The sequence below is a fragment of the Microbacter margulisiae genome, assembly GCF_014192515.1.
Taxonomy (GTDB): domain Bacteria; phylum Bacteroidota; class Bacteroidia; order Bacteroidales; family Paludibacteraceae; genus Microbacter; species Microbacter margulisiae.
This window is the reverse complement of record NZ_JACHYB010000002.1, coordinates 697,171-717,422: the sequence shown is the minus strand read 5'-3', so window position 1 is coordinate 717,422 and position 20,252 is coordinate 697,171. Positions and strand designations below refer to the sequence as shown.

Annotated in this window: 16 protein-coding genes and 1 pseudogene; 8 read left to right on the top strand and 9 right to left on the bottom strand. The window is 42.1% G+C overall.

Annotation, left to right across the window (positions count from 1 at the left end):
* Positions 1–33 precede the first annotated feature (33 nt).
* The 6 genes and pseudogenes from FHX64_RS12000 (at position 34) to FHX64_RS11975 (ending at position 5,868) form a co-directional block, all read left to right on the top strand.
* On the top strand, positions 34–765 hold the full coding sequence (locus FHX64_RS12000) for a DNA-binding domain-containing protein (RefSeq protein WP_183414078.1): 732 nt from the start codon (positions 34–36) through the stop codon (positions 763–765).
* Between the two features lie 609 nt (positions 766–1,374).
* A pseudogene (locus FHX64_RS11995) lies at positions 1,375–2,538 on the top strand (IS4 family transposase).
* Positions 2,539–2,564: 26 nt separating this feature from the next.
* On the top strand, positions 2,565–3,569 hold the full coding sequence (locus FHX64_RS11990) for an IS4 family transposase (protein ID WP_183414077.1): 1,005 nt from the start codon (positions 2,565–2,567) through the stop codon (positions 3,567–3,569).
* A 222-nt stretch (positions 3,570–3,791) separates the two neighbouring features.
* Positions 3,792–4,148, top strand: a complete 357-nt coding sequence (locus FHX64_RS11985; protein ID WP_183414076.1) for a hypothetical protein — start codon at positions 3,792–3,794, stop codon at positions 4,146–4,148.
* A gap of 163 nt (positions 4,149–4,311) precedes the next feature.
* Positions 4,312–5,157, top strand: coding sequence for a hypothetical protein (locus FHX64_RS11980; protein WP_183414075.1), 846 nt, complete (start codon positions 4,312–4,314; stop codon positions 5,155–5,157).
* A gap of 24 nt (positions 5,158–5,181) precedes the next feature.
* On the top strand, positions 5,182–5,868 hold the full coding sequence (locus tag FHX64_RS11975) for a VIT1/CCC1 transporter family protein (protein ID WP_183414074.1): 687 nt from the start codon (positions 5,182–5,184) through the stop codon (positions 5,866–5,868).
* Here FHX64_RS11975 and FHX64_RS11970 read toward each other — a convergent pair.
* Positions 5,865–7,403 carry a YifB family Mg chelatase-like AAA ATPase gene (locus FHX64_RS11970; protein ID WP_183414520.1) on the bottom strand — a complete coding sequence of 513 codons (1,539 nt, stop codon included), beginning with the start codon at positions 7,401–7,403 and terminating at the stop codon, positions 5,865–5,867. The genes FHX64_RS11975 and FHX64_RS11970 overlap by 4 nt on opposite strands.
* A gap of 330 nt (positions 7,404–7,733) precedes the next feature.
* Between FHX64_RS11970 and FHX64_RS11965 the strand changes: the two genes are divergently transcribed.
* Complete coding sequence (locus FHX64_RS11965; protein WP_183414073.1) at positions 7,734–8,708, top strand: polyprenyl synthetase family protein; 975 nt, start codon at positions 7,734–7,736, stop codon at positions 8,706–8,708.
* A 26-nt stretch (positions 8,709–8,734) separates the two neighbouring features.
* Positions 8,735–9,664, top strand: a complete 930-nt coding sequence (locus tag FHX64_RS11960) for a hypothetical protein (RefSeq protein WP_183414072.1) — start codon at positions 8,735–8,737, stop codon at positions 9,662–9,664.
* A gap of 87 nt (positions 9,665–9,751) precedes the next feature.
* Here the strand turns inward: FHX64_RS11960 and gnd are convergent, their stop codons facing one another.
* From gnd to FHX64_RS11920, 8 genes are all read right to left on the bottom strand, one after another.
* On the bottom strand, positions 9,752–11,206 hold the full coding sequence (gene gnd, locus FHX64_RS11955) for a decarboxylating NADP(+)-dependent phosphogluconate dehydrogenase (protein WP_183414071.1): 1,455 nt from the start codon (positions 11,204–11,206) through the stop codon (positions 9,752–9,754).
* A gap of 32 nt (positions 11,207–11,238) precedes the next feature.
* Positions 11,239–12,369, bottom strand: coding sequence for a 4-phosphoerythronate dehydrogenase PdxB (pdxB, locus tag FHX64_RS11950; RefSeq protein WP_183414070.1), 1,131 nt, complete (start codon positions 12,367–12,369; stop codon positions 11,239–11,241).
* Positions 12,370–12,380: 11 nt separating this feature from the next.
* A complete protein-coding gene (locus FHX64_RS11945) occupies positions 12,381–13,670 on the bottom strand; it encodes a nickel-dependent putative hexonate epimerase (protein WP_183414069.1) in 1,290 nt (429 codons plus the stop codon).
* 65 nt (positions 13,671–13,735) lie between these two features.
* Complete coding sequence (locus FHX64_RS11940; RefSeq protein WP_183414068.1) at positions 13,736–14,815, bottom strand: sugar kinase; 1,080 nt, start codon at positions 14,813–14,815, stop codon at positions 13,736–13,738.
* Between the two features lie 32 nt (positions 14,816–14,847).
* On the bottom strand, positions 14,848–15,660 hold the full coding sequence (locus FHX64_RS11935; protein ID WP_183414067.1) for an SDR family oxidoreductase: 813 nt from the start codon (positions 15,658–15,660) through the stop codon (positions 14,848–14,850).
* Positions 15,661–15,730: 70 nt separating this feature from the next.
* Positions 15,731–16,984, bottom strand: coding sequence for a tagaturonate epimerase family protein (locus FHX64_RS11930; protein ID WP_183414066.1), 1,254 nt, complete (start codon positions 16,982–16,984; stop codon positions 15,731–15,733).
* A gap of 479 nt (positions 16,985–17,463) precedes the next feature.
* Complete coding sequence (locus tag FHX64_RS11925) at positions 17,464–19,002, bottom strand: alpha-N-arabinofuranosidase (protein WP_183414065.1); 1,539 nt, start codon at positions 19,000–19,002, stop codon at positions 17,464–17,466.
* A 60-nt stretch (positions 19,003–19,062) separates the two neighbouring features.
* Positions 19,063–20,232 (bottom strand): aldose epimerase family protein, encoded by a 1,170-nt coding sequence (locus FHX64_RS11920; protein WP_183414064.1) that lies wholly within the window; start codon positions 20,230–20,232, stop codon positions 19,063–19,065.
* Positions 20,233–20,252 lie beyond the last annotated feature (20 nt).

Here is a 20,252-nt window from a genome sequence, read left to right as displayed (position 1 = left end):
TTTTTTAGTATTAATCAATTAAAACATTTTTCAATGAGTAGCATCTTGCATCGCATTAAAGCGAATTTGTATGACAATCTTCTGACTGAAGATCCGAATGATTTTGTGGCAAGGGTAAGTTCCGAACGTACGCTCGATGTAGCTGACATTGCCAATGCCGCTGTGACACGTGGCGGCGCTTCCGTATCGGCTGTCGATATGGAGCATCATGTGAATCTTTTTTTTAAGGAAATGACCTATCAGCTGTGTGACGGATTCTCTGTCAACACTGGTTATTTCACGGCAGCGCCACTGATTAAAGGTGTATTCAACAGTCCTGTGGAAGGTTTTGACCCTGCCAAGCACAGTGTGATTTTCCAGTTCAATCAGGGTGACGTAATGCGCAAAGAGATTTCGAACATCGAGGTTCAAATCATGGGTGTGGCCGAAAGTGGCATGTCAATTGTGCAGGTGACCGATGTGAAGACAGGGGAGGTGAATGGTGTCATCACGCCGGGGCGCAACCTGAAAATCAAGGGCAGCAAGATTAAACTGGCTGGGAGCGATCCCTCCATCGGTATTTATTTCACCAACGAAACCACAGGCGATGTCGTCAAAGTAGATACCTCCGATGTGGTGATCAACAATCCTTCAGAACTGATGATCATTACGCCTTCTCTTCCGGCAGGCACATACACCCTGAAGATGACAAGCCAATTCACTAATAGTTCTTTGCTGAAAGAACCCCGCACGGCGATATTTGACAAGGTACTATCCGTAAAATGATTGTAGCGGATGGCACTACAGCACGATAGTGGATGACGCTACAGTGCGCTCAATGTCATTAAGTTAGCGATATAATTATCTGATTATCAACAATAAACGCTTGTGTATATGAGTTGTTTTTTGTATATTTGTTTCAGAATCAAATAGTTATTATCATGAAAAAAAACGCCGGAAAGTATATTGGAACTGATAAGGAAAAGAGTATTTTCGCAAGAAATAGTTTTACAGTTCAAAATGTTAGAGACAGATTTTACAAGAAACAGGAAGCAATCATTTCATAGTGCTATTGTCTTTATGATAAATTTTCTCACTAAAAGTCTTTCGGTTGAGATAACTAACTTTATTAGTTTCATAAAGTACAATATGCCTGGTGCTTCGATAAATGGTATTACAAAAAGTGCTTTTGTACAGTATCGTAAAAAGATAAAGCCGGAAGTGTTTAAGTCACTTTCAGATAGTTTGATTGAGGAGTTTTATACAGACAATCATTGCTGTCCCATTAAAATCTAAGGAAGCTCTTTGAAATATTTGAAATTTAGTTCATTACTGGGTTTTTTCGATTAAACGGATTTCAATTTGCACTTTTGCAATACTTAAACAGATTTGTAAATGCATAAGGAAAAATACGTTTTCGCTCAGTTAGCCTCTTTCTTGGATCGGAATAAGTTCAACTACATTGTTCGCAAGTTCGATGGCGACAAATATGTAACGCATTTTAAATGCTGGAATCAATTACTTGCTCTGATGTTCGGACAACTGTCCAACCGAGAAAGTTTATGAGATTTGATTGTCGCACTTGATGCTCATCACTCCAAATCTTACCATTTGGGTTTTGGCAAAAATGTTTCAAAATCATCTCTGGCAAGAGCCAATCAAGACAGAGATTATCACATTTTTGAAGAGTATGCTTACTACCTGATAAACGACGCGAGAGAGAAACGAGTTTCTGACATTTTCAAACTTGGTGGTAATGTCTACGCTTTCGATTCAACAACGATTGACTTATGTCTTTCAGCCTTCTGGTGGGTGAAGTTCCGTAAGAAGAAAGGTGGGATCAAAGTACATACATTATACGATGTAGAAACACAGATACCAGCATTTTTCCATATCACTGAAGCGTCAGTACATGACTCAAAGGCAATGAAAGAAATTCCGTATGAATCAGGATCATATTATATATTTGACAGAGCGTACAACAGCTTCAAAATGCTGTATAAGATTCATCAGATAGAAGCTTTCTTTGTTGTTAGAGCCAAGAAGAACCTGCAATACAAATCCATCAAATGGAGACGCAGGTTACCTGAGAATGTGCTTTCAGATGTGATGATTGAATTGACGGGATTTTATCCAAGTCAATACTATCCGGGAACTCTTCGTTTGGTCAGATACTGGGATGAAGAACAAGAACGTGAGTTTGTTTTCTTAACCAATGCGATGCATATTTCAGCTCTTCATGTTGCCGAACTTTACAAGAACCGCTGGCAAGTTGAGCTGTTCTTCAAATGGTTGAAACAACATCTGAAAATAAAGAAATTTTGGGGTACAACTGAAAACGCTGTTCGGATTCAAATCTACGTAGCTATATGCACATATTGTCTGGTGGCAATAATCCAAAAGGACATGCAACTTGACAGTAGTACATATGAGATTTTGCAGATATTGAGTATGTCATTAACTGATAAAACTCATCTTCGGGACCTCTTCGAGAGAACTAAATTCCAAAATGACAAAGATCGTTTTAGGCTTAATGTGCCAAGTTTATTTGATTTTTAATTCGCCCCAATTTTAATGGGACACTAGTGACAGACAATGATGCATCGATAAAGCTCTGGAATGGATTTAGGTTGTTGGCTATTGATGGGTCAAGATTGGTTTTGCCCGATACTCAGGAGTTGGAAAGCATTTATGGCAGGACTAAAAACCAATCTGAAACCGGGGTGGTACAGGCCAGAATATCGGTATTGTACGATGTTTTGAATCGGTTTGCCATAGATGGTGTTTTAGCTCCACTGTCAACTGGAGAGAGTGTTTTGGCGTTGAATCATTTGGTTTTTGCAAAAGCTAACGACTTGATTATTTACGATAGAGGTTATCCTTCTTTCAATTTGATTTATGAGCATTTTGAAAAAGGAGTAGATTTTCTCATCCGGGTTAAAGCTGATTTTAGTAACCTCACCCGGGAATTTTACCAGAGTGGACTACAGTCAGCTATTGCTCGAATGCAACCTGGAAAGAACATAAAACTTTCAGATAAGCCGTATTCGAAAAATACATTCAAAGATGTCCGGCTGGTTCGGGTTGAACTACCTGATGGAGAAATAGAAATACTGATAACCTCTTTGTCTGACACACAAAAATATCCAAACTTTCTATTTAAAGAACTGTATTTTTTAAGATGGGGAATCGAAACGTTTTATGATGAATTGAAGAACAAGATAAAAATAGAACATTTTTCAGGCTATTCAGAGCATTGTATATTGCAGGATTTTTATGCAGCCTTATTTGTGTCAAACGTTCAGAGTTTAATCGTTGGAGACATAAATGATGAATTAGCCAAAGAATCAACCAAATATCAATATCAATACAAAGTCAATAGCAATTTATCATACGGCTTTCTCAAAGACAGGATAATTTTACTGTTTTTCTCGGAAAAGGATATGAACGAAATAGTATCAGAACTCAAAGCGTTGTTTAAAAAACACACGATACCAATACGACCAAATAGAAGATTTGAAAGAGATACTGACAAATACAGAAAAAGAGGTAAACCGAAGTTGCTGAAAAACAATAAAAATACTTTCTGATGGCCTTAACTTAATGACATTGACAGTGCGATAGTAGGTGACGCTATAAGCCGATAGTGGGTGATGCTATCGCCCGACACATGATATAAGAAACTTTAGGCAGGGATTCCATAGTAGGAGTCCCTGTTTAACCCAAGTATGGAGAACCCCGAAAATCCAAAAAAGAGTAGGGAGCCTAAGCCGAAAAGCTAACGAGTAGGCGCAACTAAATACGATATTAATATGGATATAAGAGAATTACAAAACGGGAATTGGGTTTTGCACAATGGGGAACGTGCAACAGTATTGGGATTTGATCATAATGTAAACCCACCAAAGCCAATTCAATTAAATGATTCAAAATATTATGGTGAGAATGAAATTGGTCCGATGCCGTTGGATGAAGAATTGCTTATAGAATTAGAATTTACGGTTGTTCCTACTGGATATTCCAGAGGTTCTTTGCTTCTTGATGTACCTGTTAATGGTAGTTATAGTATTCTTCAGAACCCTATTACAGATCCAAATCTTCATCAGCCAATCCGGTATGTTCATACACTGCAAAATCTTTTATTGGCTATAGATTCACAAAACTCATAATTTTTGACTTGCCTGAAGATGTATCACTGGCCGGATGACGAGACGTTGTTCGGCCATTATATTTTACAACAATGAATGGCGGCTCTTTCAGCTTTTTTCTGCAACTTTGTAAGAGATTTAAAGATCATTCTACCTTCCGATATTTACCTATAAATGAATCCTTATGAAGAAACGTGTATTCATGCTTTTGATGGCCGCAATGACAGGATTGATAGCCATGGCGCAAGATCTGGAAGCGCCCGGACAAGTGACAACCCTTGAAGATGTGAACAGAACGCCGGAGCCTTTCATGTATTCGGTAACCACCCTAACGTCGCAGGACTTGAAATGGAGCATGCACTATGCGGGCAGCTATGGACAGAATGTTGAGGGCCCTTTCGGATACGAAGGCGTCAGCCAGCAAATTGCTGTGAAAGGCTATCTGGGCAATCGGCTTACACTTTTGGCCAATGCCTCTCTGGGTATTCCCAATGAAGGAGGTAATGTGACCAGTGCCCAACAGGTGGAGGTGATCCGTGATCTTATCGGGGGCAAAAGGCTAATGGGTCTTCGTATAGGTCTTGGACTGGGCGTAAGCAATGACTTTAGCAATGCCAAGTCTCTGCTGAGCCGATTGACGCTTGCTTATGATATGCCTTACCTGAAACTGAGCGGGAATGCCTTGTTTGAACACACCTTCCTGAAAGGTCGCGACCCCTTGGATGTCATCATCAATCTTGGAGCACAATACTGTGTGGCCGGTAATCTGTATGCCGGACTGGAAGCGGTAGGGCAAGATCTGGAAGGCTTCTGGGAAACGGATGAAGCCGAGGGTGGTGCCAAAATGCTCGTCGGGCCATCCCTGAGCCTGGCGCCAAAAAAGTCGAGGCTTTCGTTTTCGCTTTGTGGAGGCCCCGAGATACGCGCCACCCATAGCCAGATGACCAATCCCTATGCCATACGGGAACTGCCTGTGCAATCCGGTTTTGTGGTCATGGGTAGTGTGATCTTCAATTTGCAGGGTTCCTGAGTGCATCTTTAATTTCAAACTATTATGATTCATACTGAAAATCACCTGAAGAATTCGGATTTCATCACTGATGTTGTGATCGGGATGAGCGACGGGCTGACTGTTCCTTTTGCTTTAGCGGCTGGTGTAAGCAGCGCCGTGGCCAGCAATCACATTGTGACTACCGCGGGCATTGCCGAGGTAATAGCAGGATGCATCGCTATGGGGCTTGGAGGTTATCTGGCGGGCAAGACCGAGTGGGATCACTATAAATCGGAACGTGCCAAAGAAGAATACGAAGTAGAGTTTATCCCCGAGAAGGAAAAAGAAGAGATAAAAGAGATTTTTGCAGCGTATGGATTCAGCGAGGATTTCCAGACCCGCCTGGCTGAAGAGCTGTCGAGGGACAAGGAGAAATGGGTGGACTTTATGATGAAGTATGAGCTGGGGCTTGAACGCCCCGATCCCAATCGTGCCTCCAAGAGCGCCATCACGATTGGTTTGAGCTATGTGGTCGGAGGGATGATCCCTCTTTCACCCTATTTCTTTACTGCTACTCCTGCAATGGGGCTGCACATTTCAGCCATCATCACGTTAATTTGTTTGTTTGTGTTCGGCTTTGTCAAAAGCAAAGTCACTGGACAACCCTTGTTTACAGGTGCGTTGAAAGTAATGATTATCGGAGCGTTGGCTGCTGCAGCTGCTTTTGTTGTGGCCAGGCTGTTTGCCTAACCTCCCCATCCGTCGCGGTCGAGATTCCGGTAGTTAATGGCTTCGGCGATGTGGTGTCCAAGCACTTTGTCACTACCTTCGAGATCCGCTATGGTACGCGATACCTTCAGGATGCGGTCATATGCTCTTGCCGAAAGATTGAGTCGCTGCATGGCATTCTTCAGTAGTGCCGAACCTGAGGCATCGGGTTGTGCATACTGCCGTAATAGCTTTGAACTCATTTGTGCATTGCAATAGATACCTCTTGTCTCTTTAAAACGATTTTCCTGAATATACCGCGCTTTCATGACACGCTCGCGGATTGCACTACTGGGCTCAGGCTGTGCTGAGCCGGCCAGTTTGTCGAAAGGCACCGGAACGATTTCAATCTGAATATCAATGCGATCGAGCAATGGGCCTGAGATTCGTCCCAGGTATTTTTGGATGGCACCTGGTGAACAAACGCATTCCCTGTCGGGATGGTTGTGATAGCCGCATGGACAGGGATTCATCGAAGCCACCAGCATGAAGCTCGCGGGATATTCAATAGCGAACTTGGCGCGCGAAATGCAAATCTTACGTTCTTCCAGTGGTTGTCGTAATACTTCCAGTACGCTGCGCTTAAATTCAGGTAATTCATCCAGAAAAAGTACCCCATTGTGTGCCAGGGAAATCTCTCCAGGTTGAGGGAAAGTACCACCCCCTACCAGGGCAACGTCGGAAATGGTATGGTGGGGATTTCGGAAAGGTCGCTGTGCCAACAACGAAATATTGGTTCCCATCTTTCCTGCTACCGAATGAATTTTGGTTGTTTCCAATGCTTCGTGAAGCGACAAAGGAGGAAGAATGGAGGGAATACGTTGCGCCATCATGGATTTTCCCGCGCCCGGGGGACCTACCATAATCAGATTGTGACCACCGGCAGCTGCTACTTCAATAGCCCGTTTCACGCTTTCCTGACCGCGCACATCGGCAAAGTCCGATTCGAAAAGTCCTATCTGTTCCATAAATTCCTGCCGGGTATCCACTATGGTTGGCTCAATTGTGATATCACCATTGAGAAAATCGAGCACCTCTTTGATAGTTTCTGCACCATAGATAGAGATATTGTTGACCACAGCAGCTTCGCGTGCATTTTGTTTAGGAACAATCATTCCTTTAAAGCCTTCTTCACGCGCCTTGATGGCGATCGGAAGCATCCCTTTCACAGGTTGCAGCGTCCCGTCAAGTGAAAGTTCTCCCATGATGAGATATTGATCCAGTTCATCGCTTTTAATCGTTTTCGAAGCAGCCAGAATTCCGATAGCGAGTGGTAGATCGTATGCAGAACCTTCTTTGCGGATATCTGCCGGAGCCATGTTGATCACCACCTGGTGACGCGGAAATTCGATGTTATTGACCTGCAATGCTGAAATGATGCGTTGTTGACTCTCTTTGACGGCGTTATCGGGTAAGCCGACCAATAAAAAACGGATTCCCCGCGATACATTTACCTCGATGGTTACAATGGTTGCATGAATGCCATGCACAGCTGCTCCGAACGTTTTGACTAACATGGTGTAAGCAAAATTAGCATTTATATGCATACAAAAGTACTAATGTTTGCTTAATATCGAAAATGATTGCCATTATTTCTTATTGTTGATTTTTTGTTGTCCTTTATGCTGTGATTACTGATATTATTGACACTTGCGTGGTTGTAAAGAAGATGTTCCACGGCTTTTATACGCCTTCTTTTGCGTCCTTTTTCTCCTCTTTTTGAAAGAAATAAATTGGTTCGCTTTGAACGAATGGCAATAATCGTTAAATTTTCATTGTCATCGTTTTTTTGCCACTTTTTTTGTTTTTTTTCTTGTACATTCGCTATGCCCTTTATTCTGAAATCTATGTTGACAGCTACTGAGATACAAAAAATTATTAATCAGAGAATTGAATCCCTTTCATTTCCGGCTACTCCTGCCGATTTATATGATCCCATCCAATATATTCTTTCGTTAGGAGGTAAAAGGCTACGTCCAACTCTCACATTGATGGCGTGCAATTTGTTTTCCGATGAGGTTGAATTGGCAATTGAACCTGCTTTGGGAATAGAATTGTTCCATAACTTTACGCTCTTGCATGATGATATCATGGATAAGGCGGATAAACGAAGAGGACACCTTACCGTTCATCGTAAGTGGAATGAAAATGTAGCTATTCTATCCGGAGATGCGATGCAAATAGAAGCTTATCGTCATATATCCCTTACTTCTGTTGCAAATCTGCCGAGGGTACTTGCCCGTTTTTCGCAGACAGCTATTGAAGTGTGCGAAGGTCAACAAATCGATATGGATTTTGAGAAGCGATGTGAAGTTCCGGAAGAGGATTATCTTGAAATGATACGGCTTAAGACAGCGGTTTTAGTGGCAGCCAGCCTTCAGATAGGTGCTTGGATGGGTGGAGCCACTGAGCAGGAAGCTGGATTGTTGTATGACTTTGGGTCTTCGTTAGGGCTTGCATTTCAGCTTCAGGATGATTTGCTGGATGTGTATGGTGATGCAAAGACATTTGGGAAAAATATCGGAGGAGATATTGTTTCCAACAAAAAAACCTTTTTGTTGATTCTTGCTATGAATAGCGCTACCGGAAGTATTAAAGAATCCCTTTTACGCTGGATAAAAGAACCGGTAGTAAATCCTGAAGAAAAAATCAAGGCTGTCACTGAAATATATGATACGTTGGGGATAGGATCCATTTGCAAAAAGCAGATTGCTTCTTTTCATGAAAAAGCATTTGTGGCGTTTGATAAACTTGGCTTACCCCTGTCGCGGAAACAAATATTGATTGATTATGTCTCTGCCCTGATGCAGCGTCAAACTTAATATTAACATCTTAATTCGTTGGAATCATGCCTTACAGAAGATTACCCAATACCGATCAGGCACGCCTTCGTGCGCTTCGTGCTGTCCTTACGGCCTCTGCAGCCCAACCAGGAGATTCTGTTGTTTCGTATAAATCTCAACTTGAGGCGAAAACATGTTTTCAGAATTTCGAACAAACCATTTCTCATTACCAGCAAATGTACGATCGGCAAGTTACTGCCAGCAAGGATTTGCAAGAGGTTTTTCATAATGCCCGCCTTTATCTTTCCCATTTTATTCAGGTATTTAACCTTTCGGTGATTCGTGGTGAAATAAAACCCGAAATAAAGAGGCTTTTTCATATATCTCCGGATGTTGCTTCAATCCCTGATTTTTCTTCGATGGATAGTTTACTTGAAACCGGAGCTTATGTTATCGAGGGCGAAGCAGAGCGTATTCGTCAAGGAGGTACTCCGTTGTACAATCCGGCTATCGCAAAAGTCAAAGTGCATTATGATATCTTTAAAGAACGCCGACTGAATCAATTATCATTGCAACAAAATACCCAACGATACGCTGCACAGGTAAGCGCTATGCGTAATGATGTGGATACGTTGATTGTTGATCTTTGGAATCAGATTGAAGCATCTTTTCAATCGCTTTCACCCTATCAGCGGTTGGAAACTTGTAAGGCGTGGGGAGTGGTTTATTATTATCGGCGTGGAGAAGCGGTTTTAACTCTGGAAAATGATTGCATCGCTGATGCCGAACCTGTAGAAGTAGAGGCGATTGCCGCGATAGCAATTCCTGAGACTGTTATAGCTGAACCATTACAGGAACATCTATTGTTTGATGAGGAGGAAGCGAAAGAAAAAGAAGAAATACCCATGTCTGTACAAATGAGATCGCTGATGTCTAAAAAGAAGAGAAATCATCCCGTATCTCAGGATCTTTTGCTCTCTTTATTCTTTCAATAGCCGGAATCCAGGCGTACTTTACACACAAAAGCTGCTATAAGAAAGATGACTTTCGCATAGCAGCTTTTTGTGTTGTAGTTGTAAGATCTATACTACATAAGTTGTTGAAGCTGTATCTCCACCTTTTCCTGTCCAGTTGGTATGGAAGAATTCGCCACGCGGTCTATCGACTCTTTCGTAAGTATGTGCGCCGAAATAGTCGCGTTGTGCTTGTAAAAGATTAGCCGGGAGACGTTCCGTGCGTAATCCGTCGAAATAACATAATGCTGCGGTTAACGCTGGCACAGGGATACCATTGGAGAGAGCGGCTGCGCATACGCGACGCCATCCGGACTGGGCTGCTTCGATAATGTTTTTGAAATAAGGATCGAACAACAGATGTTCCAGGTTCGGGTTCTTATCAAATGCCTTTTTAATATCGCCTAAGAAGACAGAACGGATGATACATCCTCCACGCCACATTAATGCGATTCCTCCGTAATTCAGGTTCCACTCGTATTCTTTGGCCGCTTCCATCATCAGGTTATATCCCTGAGCATATGAAATAATTTTTGCTCCAAATAACGCATCTTTCAGATCCGAAATCATCTGAGCTTTATCTCCTGTGAAATTCACTTTAGGGCCTTGTATTAATTTTGAGGCTTCAACGCGCATCTCTTTTTGAGCGGATAAACAACGGGCAAAGACCGATTCTCCAATCAGTGTCAAAGGAATGCCAAGATCGAGAGCCGATACGGCTGTCCATTTTCCGGTACCTTTTTGGCCTGCCGTGTCGAGTATTTTTTCAACCAGAGGTTCTCCATTTTCATCTTTGTATGCTAAAATATCACGTGTAATTTCGATGAGGTATGAATCGAGATCGCCTTCGTTCCAAGCCTTAAATACTTCATGCATTTCGTCAGCAGACATTCCCAGCATGTCTTTCATAATCTGGTAAGCTTCGTTGATAATTTGCATGTCGCCATATTCGATGCCGTTGTGCACCATTTTGACAAAATGACCGGCACCGCCCTCGCCGACCCAGTCGCAGCAAGGTGTTCCGTCTTCCACTTTTGCGGAAATAGATTGAAAAATATCTTTGACGGCAGACCAGGCAGCGGGTGATCCGCCAGGCATCATTGAGGGGCCGTTCAAAGCACCTTCTTCACCTCCTGAGACACCGGTTCCGATATAAAGTAGCCCTTTGCTTTCAACGTATTTAGTGCGCCGGATAGTATCCGGGAAATGGGAATTTCCCCCGTCGATGATGATATCGCTCGGCTCCAGGTGAGGTAATAATTGATCAATAAAATCATCCACAGGTTTGCCCGCTTTTACAAGCATCATCACCTTACGCGGTCTTTCGAGCGATGCGCAAAGTTCGGCAATGGAATGTGTTGCTATGAAATTTTTCCCTGCTCCGCGACCATTTACAAAATGATCAACACGTTCTACGGTACGGTTAAAAACGCTCACTGTGTATCCTTTGCTCTCCATGTTTAGAACCAGATTTTCGCCCATCACGGCTAATCCGATTAATCCGATGTCTGCCAGTTTTTTCATAAAATGTTGATGATTAATTAAGTGTTCTTTTTTTATTTATTATCAATGTTGAATCCCAGTTGTCGAAGTTTGGCTATAGTCTCATCTGTTATTTTGGTAGGAATAATGGTATAGGCCGGAAATTCCCGACGGGTAGGGTAGTCGCCGCGTAGTTGCTCAAACTGAGCTGTATTGTTTCTGAAAGTAGCGTCATCCTGCCGGATATCATATGTTGCCAGTATTGCTTTTGCCAATATTTGTTGTTCCGTTAAGCCGGATCCATTAATTTCAATAACAGGATTTTGAGGTTTTTCGACACCTGACGGCTGCCAGTCATTTAAACCAAGATTGAAAAACGTATTGACTGCATGCACGCTCATTTGTGTCCCTAATGCTTTTCCGTCTTTGGAATAACCTGCAATATGGGGAGTGGCCAGTTCTGTCTGACTTAATAAGTCGAGATCGATTCCGGGTTCGTGTTCCCAGCAATCGCATACAAAAGAAGAGATTTGCTGTTGAGCAATCGCTGTTTTGACGGCTTCCGTTTCCACCACTTCGCCGCGGCATGAATTAATCAGCACCGGTTGTCTTTTCAGCTTTGCAAAAAACGGTTCATCCGCAAGGTGATAGGTGGCATCTTCTCCTTTCATGTTTAATGGCACGTGCAGCGTGATAATATCAGCTTCTTCCATAACTGTCTGTAACGATACAAATCCGGATGAACCTTCGGTGCGTTCCCGGGGAGGGTCATTCAGCAGTACTTTCATTCCTAACAGATCACACAACCGTGCAATTTTCTTTCCTACATTTCCAACCCCTACGATTCCCATTCTCAACTCTTTTAGTTGCAGGTTTTTTTTCGTTGCCAGCACCATCAATACGGAGGCAATGTATTGTTCAACCGACTTGGAATTGCAGCCAGGGGCATTTGTCCATTGAATGCCATGCGTAGCGCAATAGTCAATATCAATGTGATCGAATCCGATGGTCGCTGTTGCGATAAATTTCACCGACGATCCGGACAGTAATTTTTCATTGCAAATTGTGCGTGTACGGGTGACCAACACATCAGCGTCTTTCACTATGTCGGGTGTCGTTTTTGATCCGGGGAGATAGATCACTTCCGCTTTCTCTTCGAAAGCTCCTTTTATGTAAGGGATTTTGTCATCAATAACTATCTTCATAAATCTCTTGCTTAGTAGTCAAATCTATCCTTATATGCCCATAGTCCCAGGGCAGGATTGGAGATATAGAAAATCTCTTCTCCGTTTTCCAGTGTATTGTATCCGTCATGGAGTTTCCCCGGATTGTACAATGCTGTGATTTGGTCAATATCGCCATACTTGAAACCAACGCTTTCTATTTCTGCCTTTGTCAGATTCTCCGGTCCTTTTCCCGGGCAATAGGTAATGCTGAATCTTCCTTCAGAGGATCCATGAATCAGATGGGCGGCAGCGCTCAGGTTGTTTCTTAAATCTTCGTTCTCATTGCATGCCCTGAGGGTGGCGGGCGTGCCGAAGTATCCGTATTTCCGGATGAGACGGTCGATTTCCTTGTCTTCACCGAATTCTCTCAGTGCCGGTGCAATCACGATCAGTTCTCCACCGTCGTCTATTGCCATCCTTGTCCTGTAAACAGATTTATTTCCCAGCCATGTACTCTTAAATTCAGTCGGATCCAGATAAACCACCACCTTTTTTAAGGGTTTGTCCAGCATTTCGAAATTTACTTGCAATGCCAATTTAGCAGCTTTATCGAATACTTCAAAGTCATCGCCAATAAAAAGTCCGCGTGTCTTAATTTTTCCATCGCTTTTGTCAAGTCCCACTACCGTTTGTACATACACAATCGGAAGATGTTTGGTAAAATGCTCGGAAGCGTAATTGAATAAGCGGCGCACAGGCGTATCGGCATGTCCCATCATCTTTTCCATTCCATACACAGCTCCTACGAAATGGCTTTTATTGATGCCTTCCACTCCTCCTGTCCCGACAAAGATGTTCTTATTGTAATTTGCCATTCCCACTACTTCATGAGGGACAACTTGTCCAATGGAAAGGATCAAGTCAAAATGTCCCTCTAAAAGCAATTTGTTAACCTGTGCAGGCCAGGGGAAGCTGACAGCTCCTCCTGAAACTTCTTTTACATATTCCGCCGGGATCATTCCCACGGTTACTACGTCATGCCTCCAATCGTGATCGCGAATTAACGAGGGTGGCAATGAGCCGAACATATGAGCAATCTGATGAGGAGTCATGGGGGTATGAGTGCCTAATGCAGGCAATACATCCGTCAATGCCTCTCCATAATATTGCCACGTAAATTCGGTAAGTTCGCCGGAGCGGCTTGGCAGCCGCGTATAATCGGGAGGAATAGCAAGTACTTTTGTCTTCTTCCCCAGTTTATCTAATGCTTCATACAGACCCTTTTTTAGGTCATTAGCATTGAGTTCGTGATGTATAGAACCTATTTCGTAATACAACATAATATTCAGTTTGAGGCCATAGTTTTTCTTTGTTACTTATTTTTTACCTCTGCCTCCTTTTTTACCTATCTTTTTACTCTTGCATTGCCTCCCCAGATGCTCCATATCATTTCTTCATCTGCAGGTTGTGCATAGTCGGTCAAAAATGTTGTAGCCAACGCTCCGGATGCCCATCCGAATTGTCCCCATTTTTCAGGTTCCCAGCCTTTCAGAATAGCATATAACATACCGCCTACAAATCCATCGCCGCCACCGATACGGTCAAGGACATTTATTTTTCGCGGTTCAATGACCTGCCAATTGTTTCCTTCGAGCATGATTGCTCCCCAAAGGTGTTCGTTCGCACTGATTACCTGTCGCAATGTGGTAGCAAAAACAGAAGCATTGGGGAATGATTTTTTTACTCTGGAAATCATTTCCTTGAATCCTTCGATTTTTGCTTCAATACCTTTCCCTCCGGCTTCCGGACCTTCTATACCCAAACATAGTTGAAAATCTTCTTCGTTGCCAATTAAAATATCTGATACAGATGCAATTTCGGTAAAGATCCCGCGTAGTTCTTTTTCACGTCCTTTCCAAAAAGAGGCTCTGTAGTTCAGGTCGAATGAAATACGCGTTCCATGTTTCTTAGCAAAACGGGCTAGTTCAAGGCAAAAATTACTTGTTTCAGGAGAGAGTGCTCCAATCAATCCCGACAAATGTACGACCTGAACCCCTTCTTTTCCAAAAATCCGTTCCAGATCAAAATCTTTTACATTCAGCGTGCGTCCTACTTCGCCAGCCCGGTCATTCTGAACGCGCGGCCCTCTTAACCCGAATCCGCTATCGGCAATATTAAACTGATGCCGGTATCCCCACGGATCTCCTTGGGCAATTTCCGGCCCTTCGTAGTCCATGTGTCTGCTTTTTAGATCGTTTTTTATAAATTGAGCTATCGGGCTGTCTTTTACAAAGGTAGTCAAAACTTTTACGGGAAGTCCTAAATACGATGCTATGCTGGCCACATTGGTTTCAGCACTGGTAGCTTGCATTTCAAACAGATGACTGCTATGGACGGGTTGTCCGTTTACCGGCGTAATCCTGACTCCCATACTGGAAGCTACTAATAAAGAATATGCACAATTTTTTTTTAATTCTAGGCTCATATCTATTTGTTTAATATGTAGTGTTTTTGTTGTTAAATGGCGAATGCATCAAATCCACCGTCAATTATGGTCAAGGTTCCTGTAACAAATTTGGAAGCGTCACTAGCCAGCCAATGCAAGGTTCCTAATAATTCTTCTGCTTCGCCAAAACGTCCGAACGGCGTATGGGCTATGATTGTTTTTGCCCTGTCTGTATAAGAACCATCAGGATTAGTCAGTAAGGTTCTGTTTTGTTCCGTAAGGAAAAAGCCCGGAGCCATGGCATTTACTCTAAATCCTTGCCCAAATTTAGTGGCTAATTCTATGGACAAATATTTTGTGAAATTAGTTACAGCGGCTTTGGCGGCACCATATCCCACTACGCGTGTGAGTGGTCGTAAAGCTGATTCGGATGAAATATTAATGATGCTACCCTGCTGTTGTTTCACCATTTCTTTTGCAAAAACCATCGTGGGAATAACAGTTCCCATCAGATTCAAATCTACCACTTTACGAAAATCATCAATATTTAGATCGAAGATCGTTTTATCCGGAGAAATTGTTGCTCCCGGCATATTGCCGCCGGCTCCATTAATTAATACATCAATATGTCCGAATGTGTCTATAATTTTGCGCGCATTGGTCTCCAACTGGGCTTGATTAAGAACATCTGCCTGTAAAAATATTGCCGTACCGCCTTGTTTGTGAATACTTGAGACCAACGCTTCTCCGTTGGCAATATTTCTTGCCAAGATAGCAATTTTTGCCCCTTGTTCTGCCAAATATTCTGACATTTTACTACCTAAAACTCCGGTGCCACCGGTTATGACAACCACTTTGTCGTGTAAATCAAATAAGTTTTGCATAATGTTGAGTATTTTGTTTTGTTCTGTATAGTATTAATGTTTTTATGTTTAAATATTTGGGCGATTTGACCTATTCTCCCAAACCAAATAATCGTTTTAAGTGCCGGTCAAATATGTTTTCTTCAACGCATTGACCGATGATTTCTGCGTGTTGTTCCAATAAATCTGTGTAGGTCGTTCCCATATCCGCTGCAATTTTATATGCAACGTGGATCAACTGGCGGAAATTCGGATTGTAATCAGGATGTCCCGGAATGTGTCGTAAGGTATTTGCAAACTTTTCGCTATCCCAACTGTTTACTTCTTCAATCGATGGTAATTGGGATACGTCAATGTCGATTACATCAGCATAAGGGGCGCATAATTCATCTTTCAATCCCAAGGAAGTAGCATAAATTTTCTTTGCGATTGTAAGGGCTTTTCCCCCAGCAAGCGCCAATCCTATAACTTCTTCAAGCCAGGTGGTACCTGCAGTTTTCAGATGTAATCCTTTGTTATGCTTTTTGATGATTTGAGCCATAATTGGGTAAATGGAAAATTTATCGCTGCCAGAATGTATGCTTAATTTCAACTCTTCCGGCAAACCAAATTCTTTGACAGCAAAATCAAGAATTAGCACATCTTCTTCAAATTCTTTAGCAAATTGTTTTGTGTCTCCTTTGTAATCAACGCCTTTGTTGAATCTTCCTGTAAATTTTGGCGCAATAGTCTGCGCTGGAACTCCTTTGTCTGCCAACATTTTTAAAATAAACAGTAGTTCAATTGGTGTTTGTGGGCTTTCCACTTCATCCATAGATACCTCCGTGATAAAGTTATCTTTCCCTTTTTTGTTTTCAAGAAAATGATATATTTCGGAAGCCTGTTGGGTGGCAGCTAAAAATTTTGTGGCGATGTTTTGGAGTAATTCTTCTGAAACGAGCAGCGGATGATCAATTCCCGGAATACTCAGATCTCCTATGTATTTTTGGCATGAAGAAACGAATAATTTAATATCATTTTCAGCGCTTTCTTTTCCGATGAAAGCTGCTACATCAAGCGTAAAGAAATCAGCGGTTTCTACAAATGGTGATACTGTGCCTAAATTGATATGGTCGGCATCTACAAAATACTTTCCTTGAAATTCCAGCGTAGCTACCGCTAAATCAGCCTCTTTGCGAACGTCTGAAGGATGCGAATGTATGTATATGTGTTCACGGTTTGATTTATTCCAAACCGGACTGATATTGACTCCATATTGGTTTGCTTTTGCTATTGCGCGGAGTTGTGCTACTCCTTGATGTGCAAAACGATCTCCAATGCCAATGCTGTTTTTTGCTAATTTCATAATGATCAGTTTAATAAGTTAAGATTACGGTGTTTCAGGTTTTTTGCTCGGAAACGATTTGATCCCCCCCTTGGGGAGTTTGTTTATATACTTTCAATGATGATGTTCTGAATGGTATTTTTCAGGTAAAACATTCTTATAAATATCCGGTAAATAAACAATAATTTAGAAAATAGACCGACCGTTTTCGTACACAGAAAAATTTTTCTACAAAAATACTATTTAATTTGATATTCTGTATTGGTCTTAGAAAATTTATAAGGATAAGATGAATTGGCACATCTTCTTGATGTTTTGCTACATCAAAGAATCAAATCAATACAATGGAATTCTCTTTTCAGAGATTGTTTTGATGTAAAGAAGGTTTATTTGTTGGATGGTCCTGATTTGGAATTATAGGGGAAAACGAACCTGATAAAAATAGTGAAGCTTTCTCTTTTTATATAGAGAAGGCTTCACTACATGTAAAAATTGCACAATTATTGAATCGTCAATGTAATGATTGATTTTGCAGGAACTTTCAGTACAACGTCATTTCCTTTTAATTTGGCCGATGTAAAAGGCTTCAATTGAACTGTAGAAGGAAGATCAAATGTATTGATATCAGTCAGATTCTTAGAGGTGAGAATTTCTCCCATAACGCTTTTGTATGTTCCATCGCGGAGCACGCAAGTAAGATCTGCATCTCTTGTTGGATCTATATTGACAATCGACAAAGTTAGAACGCCATCTTTTTCGGAAGCTGAAGCGCTTAGCATTGGACTGTCTTCACTCCCAAGGTTGACGGAGTCACATTTCATGTTCGAATCAAGGAATTGGCCTCCCATATGTCCTTTGTACATTTCAAAGGCATAATATGTTGGCGTTAAAATCATTTTATCTCCCTTGGTCAGAATAATAGATTGCAATACATTGACCATCTGTGCAATATTTGCCATACGTACCCTGTCTGCATGTTGATTGAAAATATTGAAATTCAATGCAGCGATGATCGCATCCCGTAAGGAATTTTGTTGGAATAAGAATGCCGGATTGGTGCCAGGTTCAACATTGGTCCATATTCCCCATTCATCCACTACTAATCCGATCTTTTTTTGGGGATCGTATTTATCCATAATGGCAGAGTGTTTTGCGATCAATTCGCCCATATGTAATGTTTTTTCAATCGATGTGAGATATTCCTGATCACTGAAGCTTGTGGCCGATCCTTTGTCTGCCCAGGTTTTGGGAACAGTATAATAATGTAATGAAATTCCCTGCATCCTATACCCTATATTTTTCATCAAAACATTGGTCCAGTCGTAATCATCAGCATTTGCTCCGCTGGCAATCTTGTAAAGAACATTTCCATTATAGTTGGGAAGAAAAGTTGAAAATCTGCGATATAAATCAGAGTAATACTCTGGTGTCATGTTTCCACCGCAGCCCCAGCTTTCGTTTCCGACTCCCCAAAATTTAACCTTCCAGGGGGCTGGGTGTCCATATTTTTTCCGAAGATCAGCCATCGGGCCGTTTGTCGCGGTAATATATTGTACCCAATTAGACATTTCTTTAGGCGAACCGCTTCCAAGATTTCCGCTTATATAAGGTTCTGCTCCTACCAGCTTACAGAAATTGAGAAATTCATTGGTTCCAAAACTATTATCTTCCTCGCCGCCACCCCAGTTGTTATTGATAATAGGTTTGCGTTGGGATTGGGGACCGATGCCATCCATCCAATGATATTGATCGGCAAAGCACCCTCCAGGCCAACGGATGACTGGGACGGATAGTTGCTTGATAGCATTCACTATATCCCGTCTGTATCCATCAATATTGGGAATCTTTGAATTTTTTCCTACCCAAATACCTCCATAGATGCCTGCTCCCAAATCTTCAGCAAATTGACCATAAATCTCTTTGTGAATTTTAAACTGGGGATGGTCTGTTGCAATGACCAGAGTTGCTTTGGAGGGTTGCGCCATGGCAAAACCTCCGGAAAGCATCAGGCTGATTAAGAAAAAACTAATTCTTTTCATAGTTAGATAAATTAAAAACCAGGTAATTATAATAATGAAAGAGGCCCTTGTTTGTTGCCTTTATTTTTCAACAGAGAATTTATAGATAGAATATGTTGCGTATTTCTTTCCGGGCTTTAGCACAATGGATGGGAAATTCTTGTGGTTTGGAGCATCCGGATAATGTTGTGTTTCCAGACAGAATGCCGTGCGGTAACCGTCTTTTATATTCTTATTTTGAAGGATATTGTTTCCTGCCATGAAATTCCCGCTGTAGAACTGAAGCCCCGGCTCAACAGTATAAACATCCATTTGTATACCTGATTTGTCACCAATAACTGTTGCTGCATGGAACAGGCTGCCTGCTTTGGGATTATTCAATACATAGTTGACATCATAGCCTTTTCCGTAAGCCAGCTGGGTATTCTTTTCCCCAATGCGTTTCCCTATGGCCGTTAAGGTACGGAAATCAAACGGCGTTCCTGCCACTGAATCAAACTTGCCGGTTGGAATCTGAGTGGAATCCACAGGAGTAACCTGGTCGGCATTCAGTTGAAGCTCCTGGTTGTCGATGGTTCCGCTGCCTTCTCCGTTAAGGTTGAAGTAGGAGTGGTTTGTCAGGCTGACCAGGGTTGTTTTGTCCGTCTGGGCTTCATAACTAATTTTTAATGCATTGTCTGATCCCAGGGTATAGGTCACATGAATCTGCAGGTTTCCCGGATAATTCGCTTGCCCGTCTTTTGACAGGTAGCTCAGTTCCACCGTTGAGTCATTGGGTTGTGTAGCATCCCAGACCACATCCTGGTAACCGGGTTCCCCACCATGTAATGAGTTGGGTGGATTGTTGATGGCCAGATGGTATGTCTTTCCGCCTAAAGTAAACATTCCTTTGGCAATCCGGTTGGCCACACGCCCGATAATGGCTCCATAGAAACGATCGGGAGAAGTAACGTATTCCTTCACATTTGTGAAGCCTATGATTACATCTGTCGGTACATTGTTTTTGTCGGGAACGACGATGCTCACCAGCCGTGCTCCGTAATTGGTGATAGCCACCTGCATGCCATTCTTGTTTTTCAGGAGATAGAGGCTCGTTGTTTTCCCGTTAATGGTGTCTGCAAAATTCTTTGCCTGCAAGACGGGAACGCCGGGATTGGTACTTTGTTGTTGATTGGTTGCCGTATGCGACTTGCATGAAGCCAGCATGGCAATCGTAAGGCTTAGCCATACATAATGTTGAATGTTTTTCATATTACTCTCATTTTAGAAAT

Coding starts and splice junctions, on each gene's coding strand:
- FHX64_RS12000 (WP_183414078.1), top strand. CDS start 34: ATGAGTAGCATCTTGCATCGCATTAAAGCGAATTTGTATGACAATCTT.
- FHX64_RS11985 (WP_183414076.1), top strand. CDS start 3,792: ATGGATATAAGAGAATTACAAAACGGGAATTGGGTTTTGCACAATGGG.
- FHX64_RS11980 (WP_183414075.1), top strand. CDS start 4,312: ATGAAGAAACGTGTATTCATGCTTTTGATGGCCGCAATGACAGGATTG.
- FHX64_RS11975 (WP_183414074.1), top strand. CDS start 5,182: ATGATTCATACTGAAAATCACCTGAAGAATTCGGATTTCATCACTGAT.
- FHX64_RS11970 (WP_183414520.1), bottom strand. CDS start 7,403: ATGTTAGTCAAAACGTTCGGAGCAGCTGTGCATGGCATTCATGCAACC.
- FHX64_RS11965 (WP_183414073.1), top strand. CDS start 7,734: ATGTTGACAGCTACTGAGATACAAAAAATTATTAATCAGAGAATTGAA.
- FHX64_RS11960 (WP_183414072.1), top strand. CDS start 8,735: ATGCCTTACAGAAGATTACCCAATACCGATCAGGCACGCCTTCGTGCG.
- gnd (WP_183414071.1), bottom strand. CDS start 11,206: ATGAAAAAACTGGCAGACATCGGATTAATCGGATTAGCCGTGATGGGC.
- pdxB (WP_183414070.1), bottom strand. CDS start 12,369: ATGAAGATAGTTATTGATGACAAAATCCCTTACATAAAAGGAGCTTTC.
- FHX64_RS11945 (WP_183414069.1), bottom strand. CDS start 13,670: ATGTTGTATTACGAAATAGGTTCTATACATCACGAACTCAATGCTAAT.
- FHX64_RS11940 (WP_183414068.1), bottom strand. CDS start 14,815: ATGAGCCTAGAATTAAAAAAAAATTGTGCATATTCTTTATTAGTAGCT.
- FHX64_RS11935 (WP_183414067.1), bottom strand. CDS start 15,660: ATGCAAAACTTATTTGATTTACACGACAAAGTGGTTGTCATAACCGGT.
- FHX64_RS11930 (WP_183414066.1), bottom strand. CDS start 16,984: ATGAAATTAGCAAAAAACAGCATTGGCATTGGAGATCGTTTTGCACAT.
- FHX64_RS11925 (WP_183414065.1), bottom strand. CDS start 19,002: ATGAAAAGAATTAGTTTTTTCTTAATCAGCCTGATGCTTTCCGGAGGT.
- FHX64_RS11920 (WP_183414064.1), bottom strand. CDS start 20,232: ATGAAAAACATTCAACATTATGTATGGCTAAGCCTTACGATTGCCATG.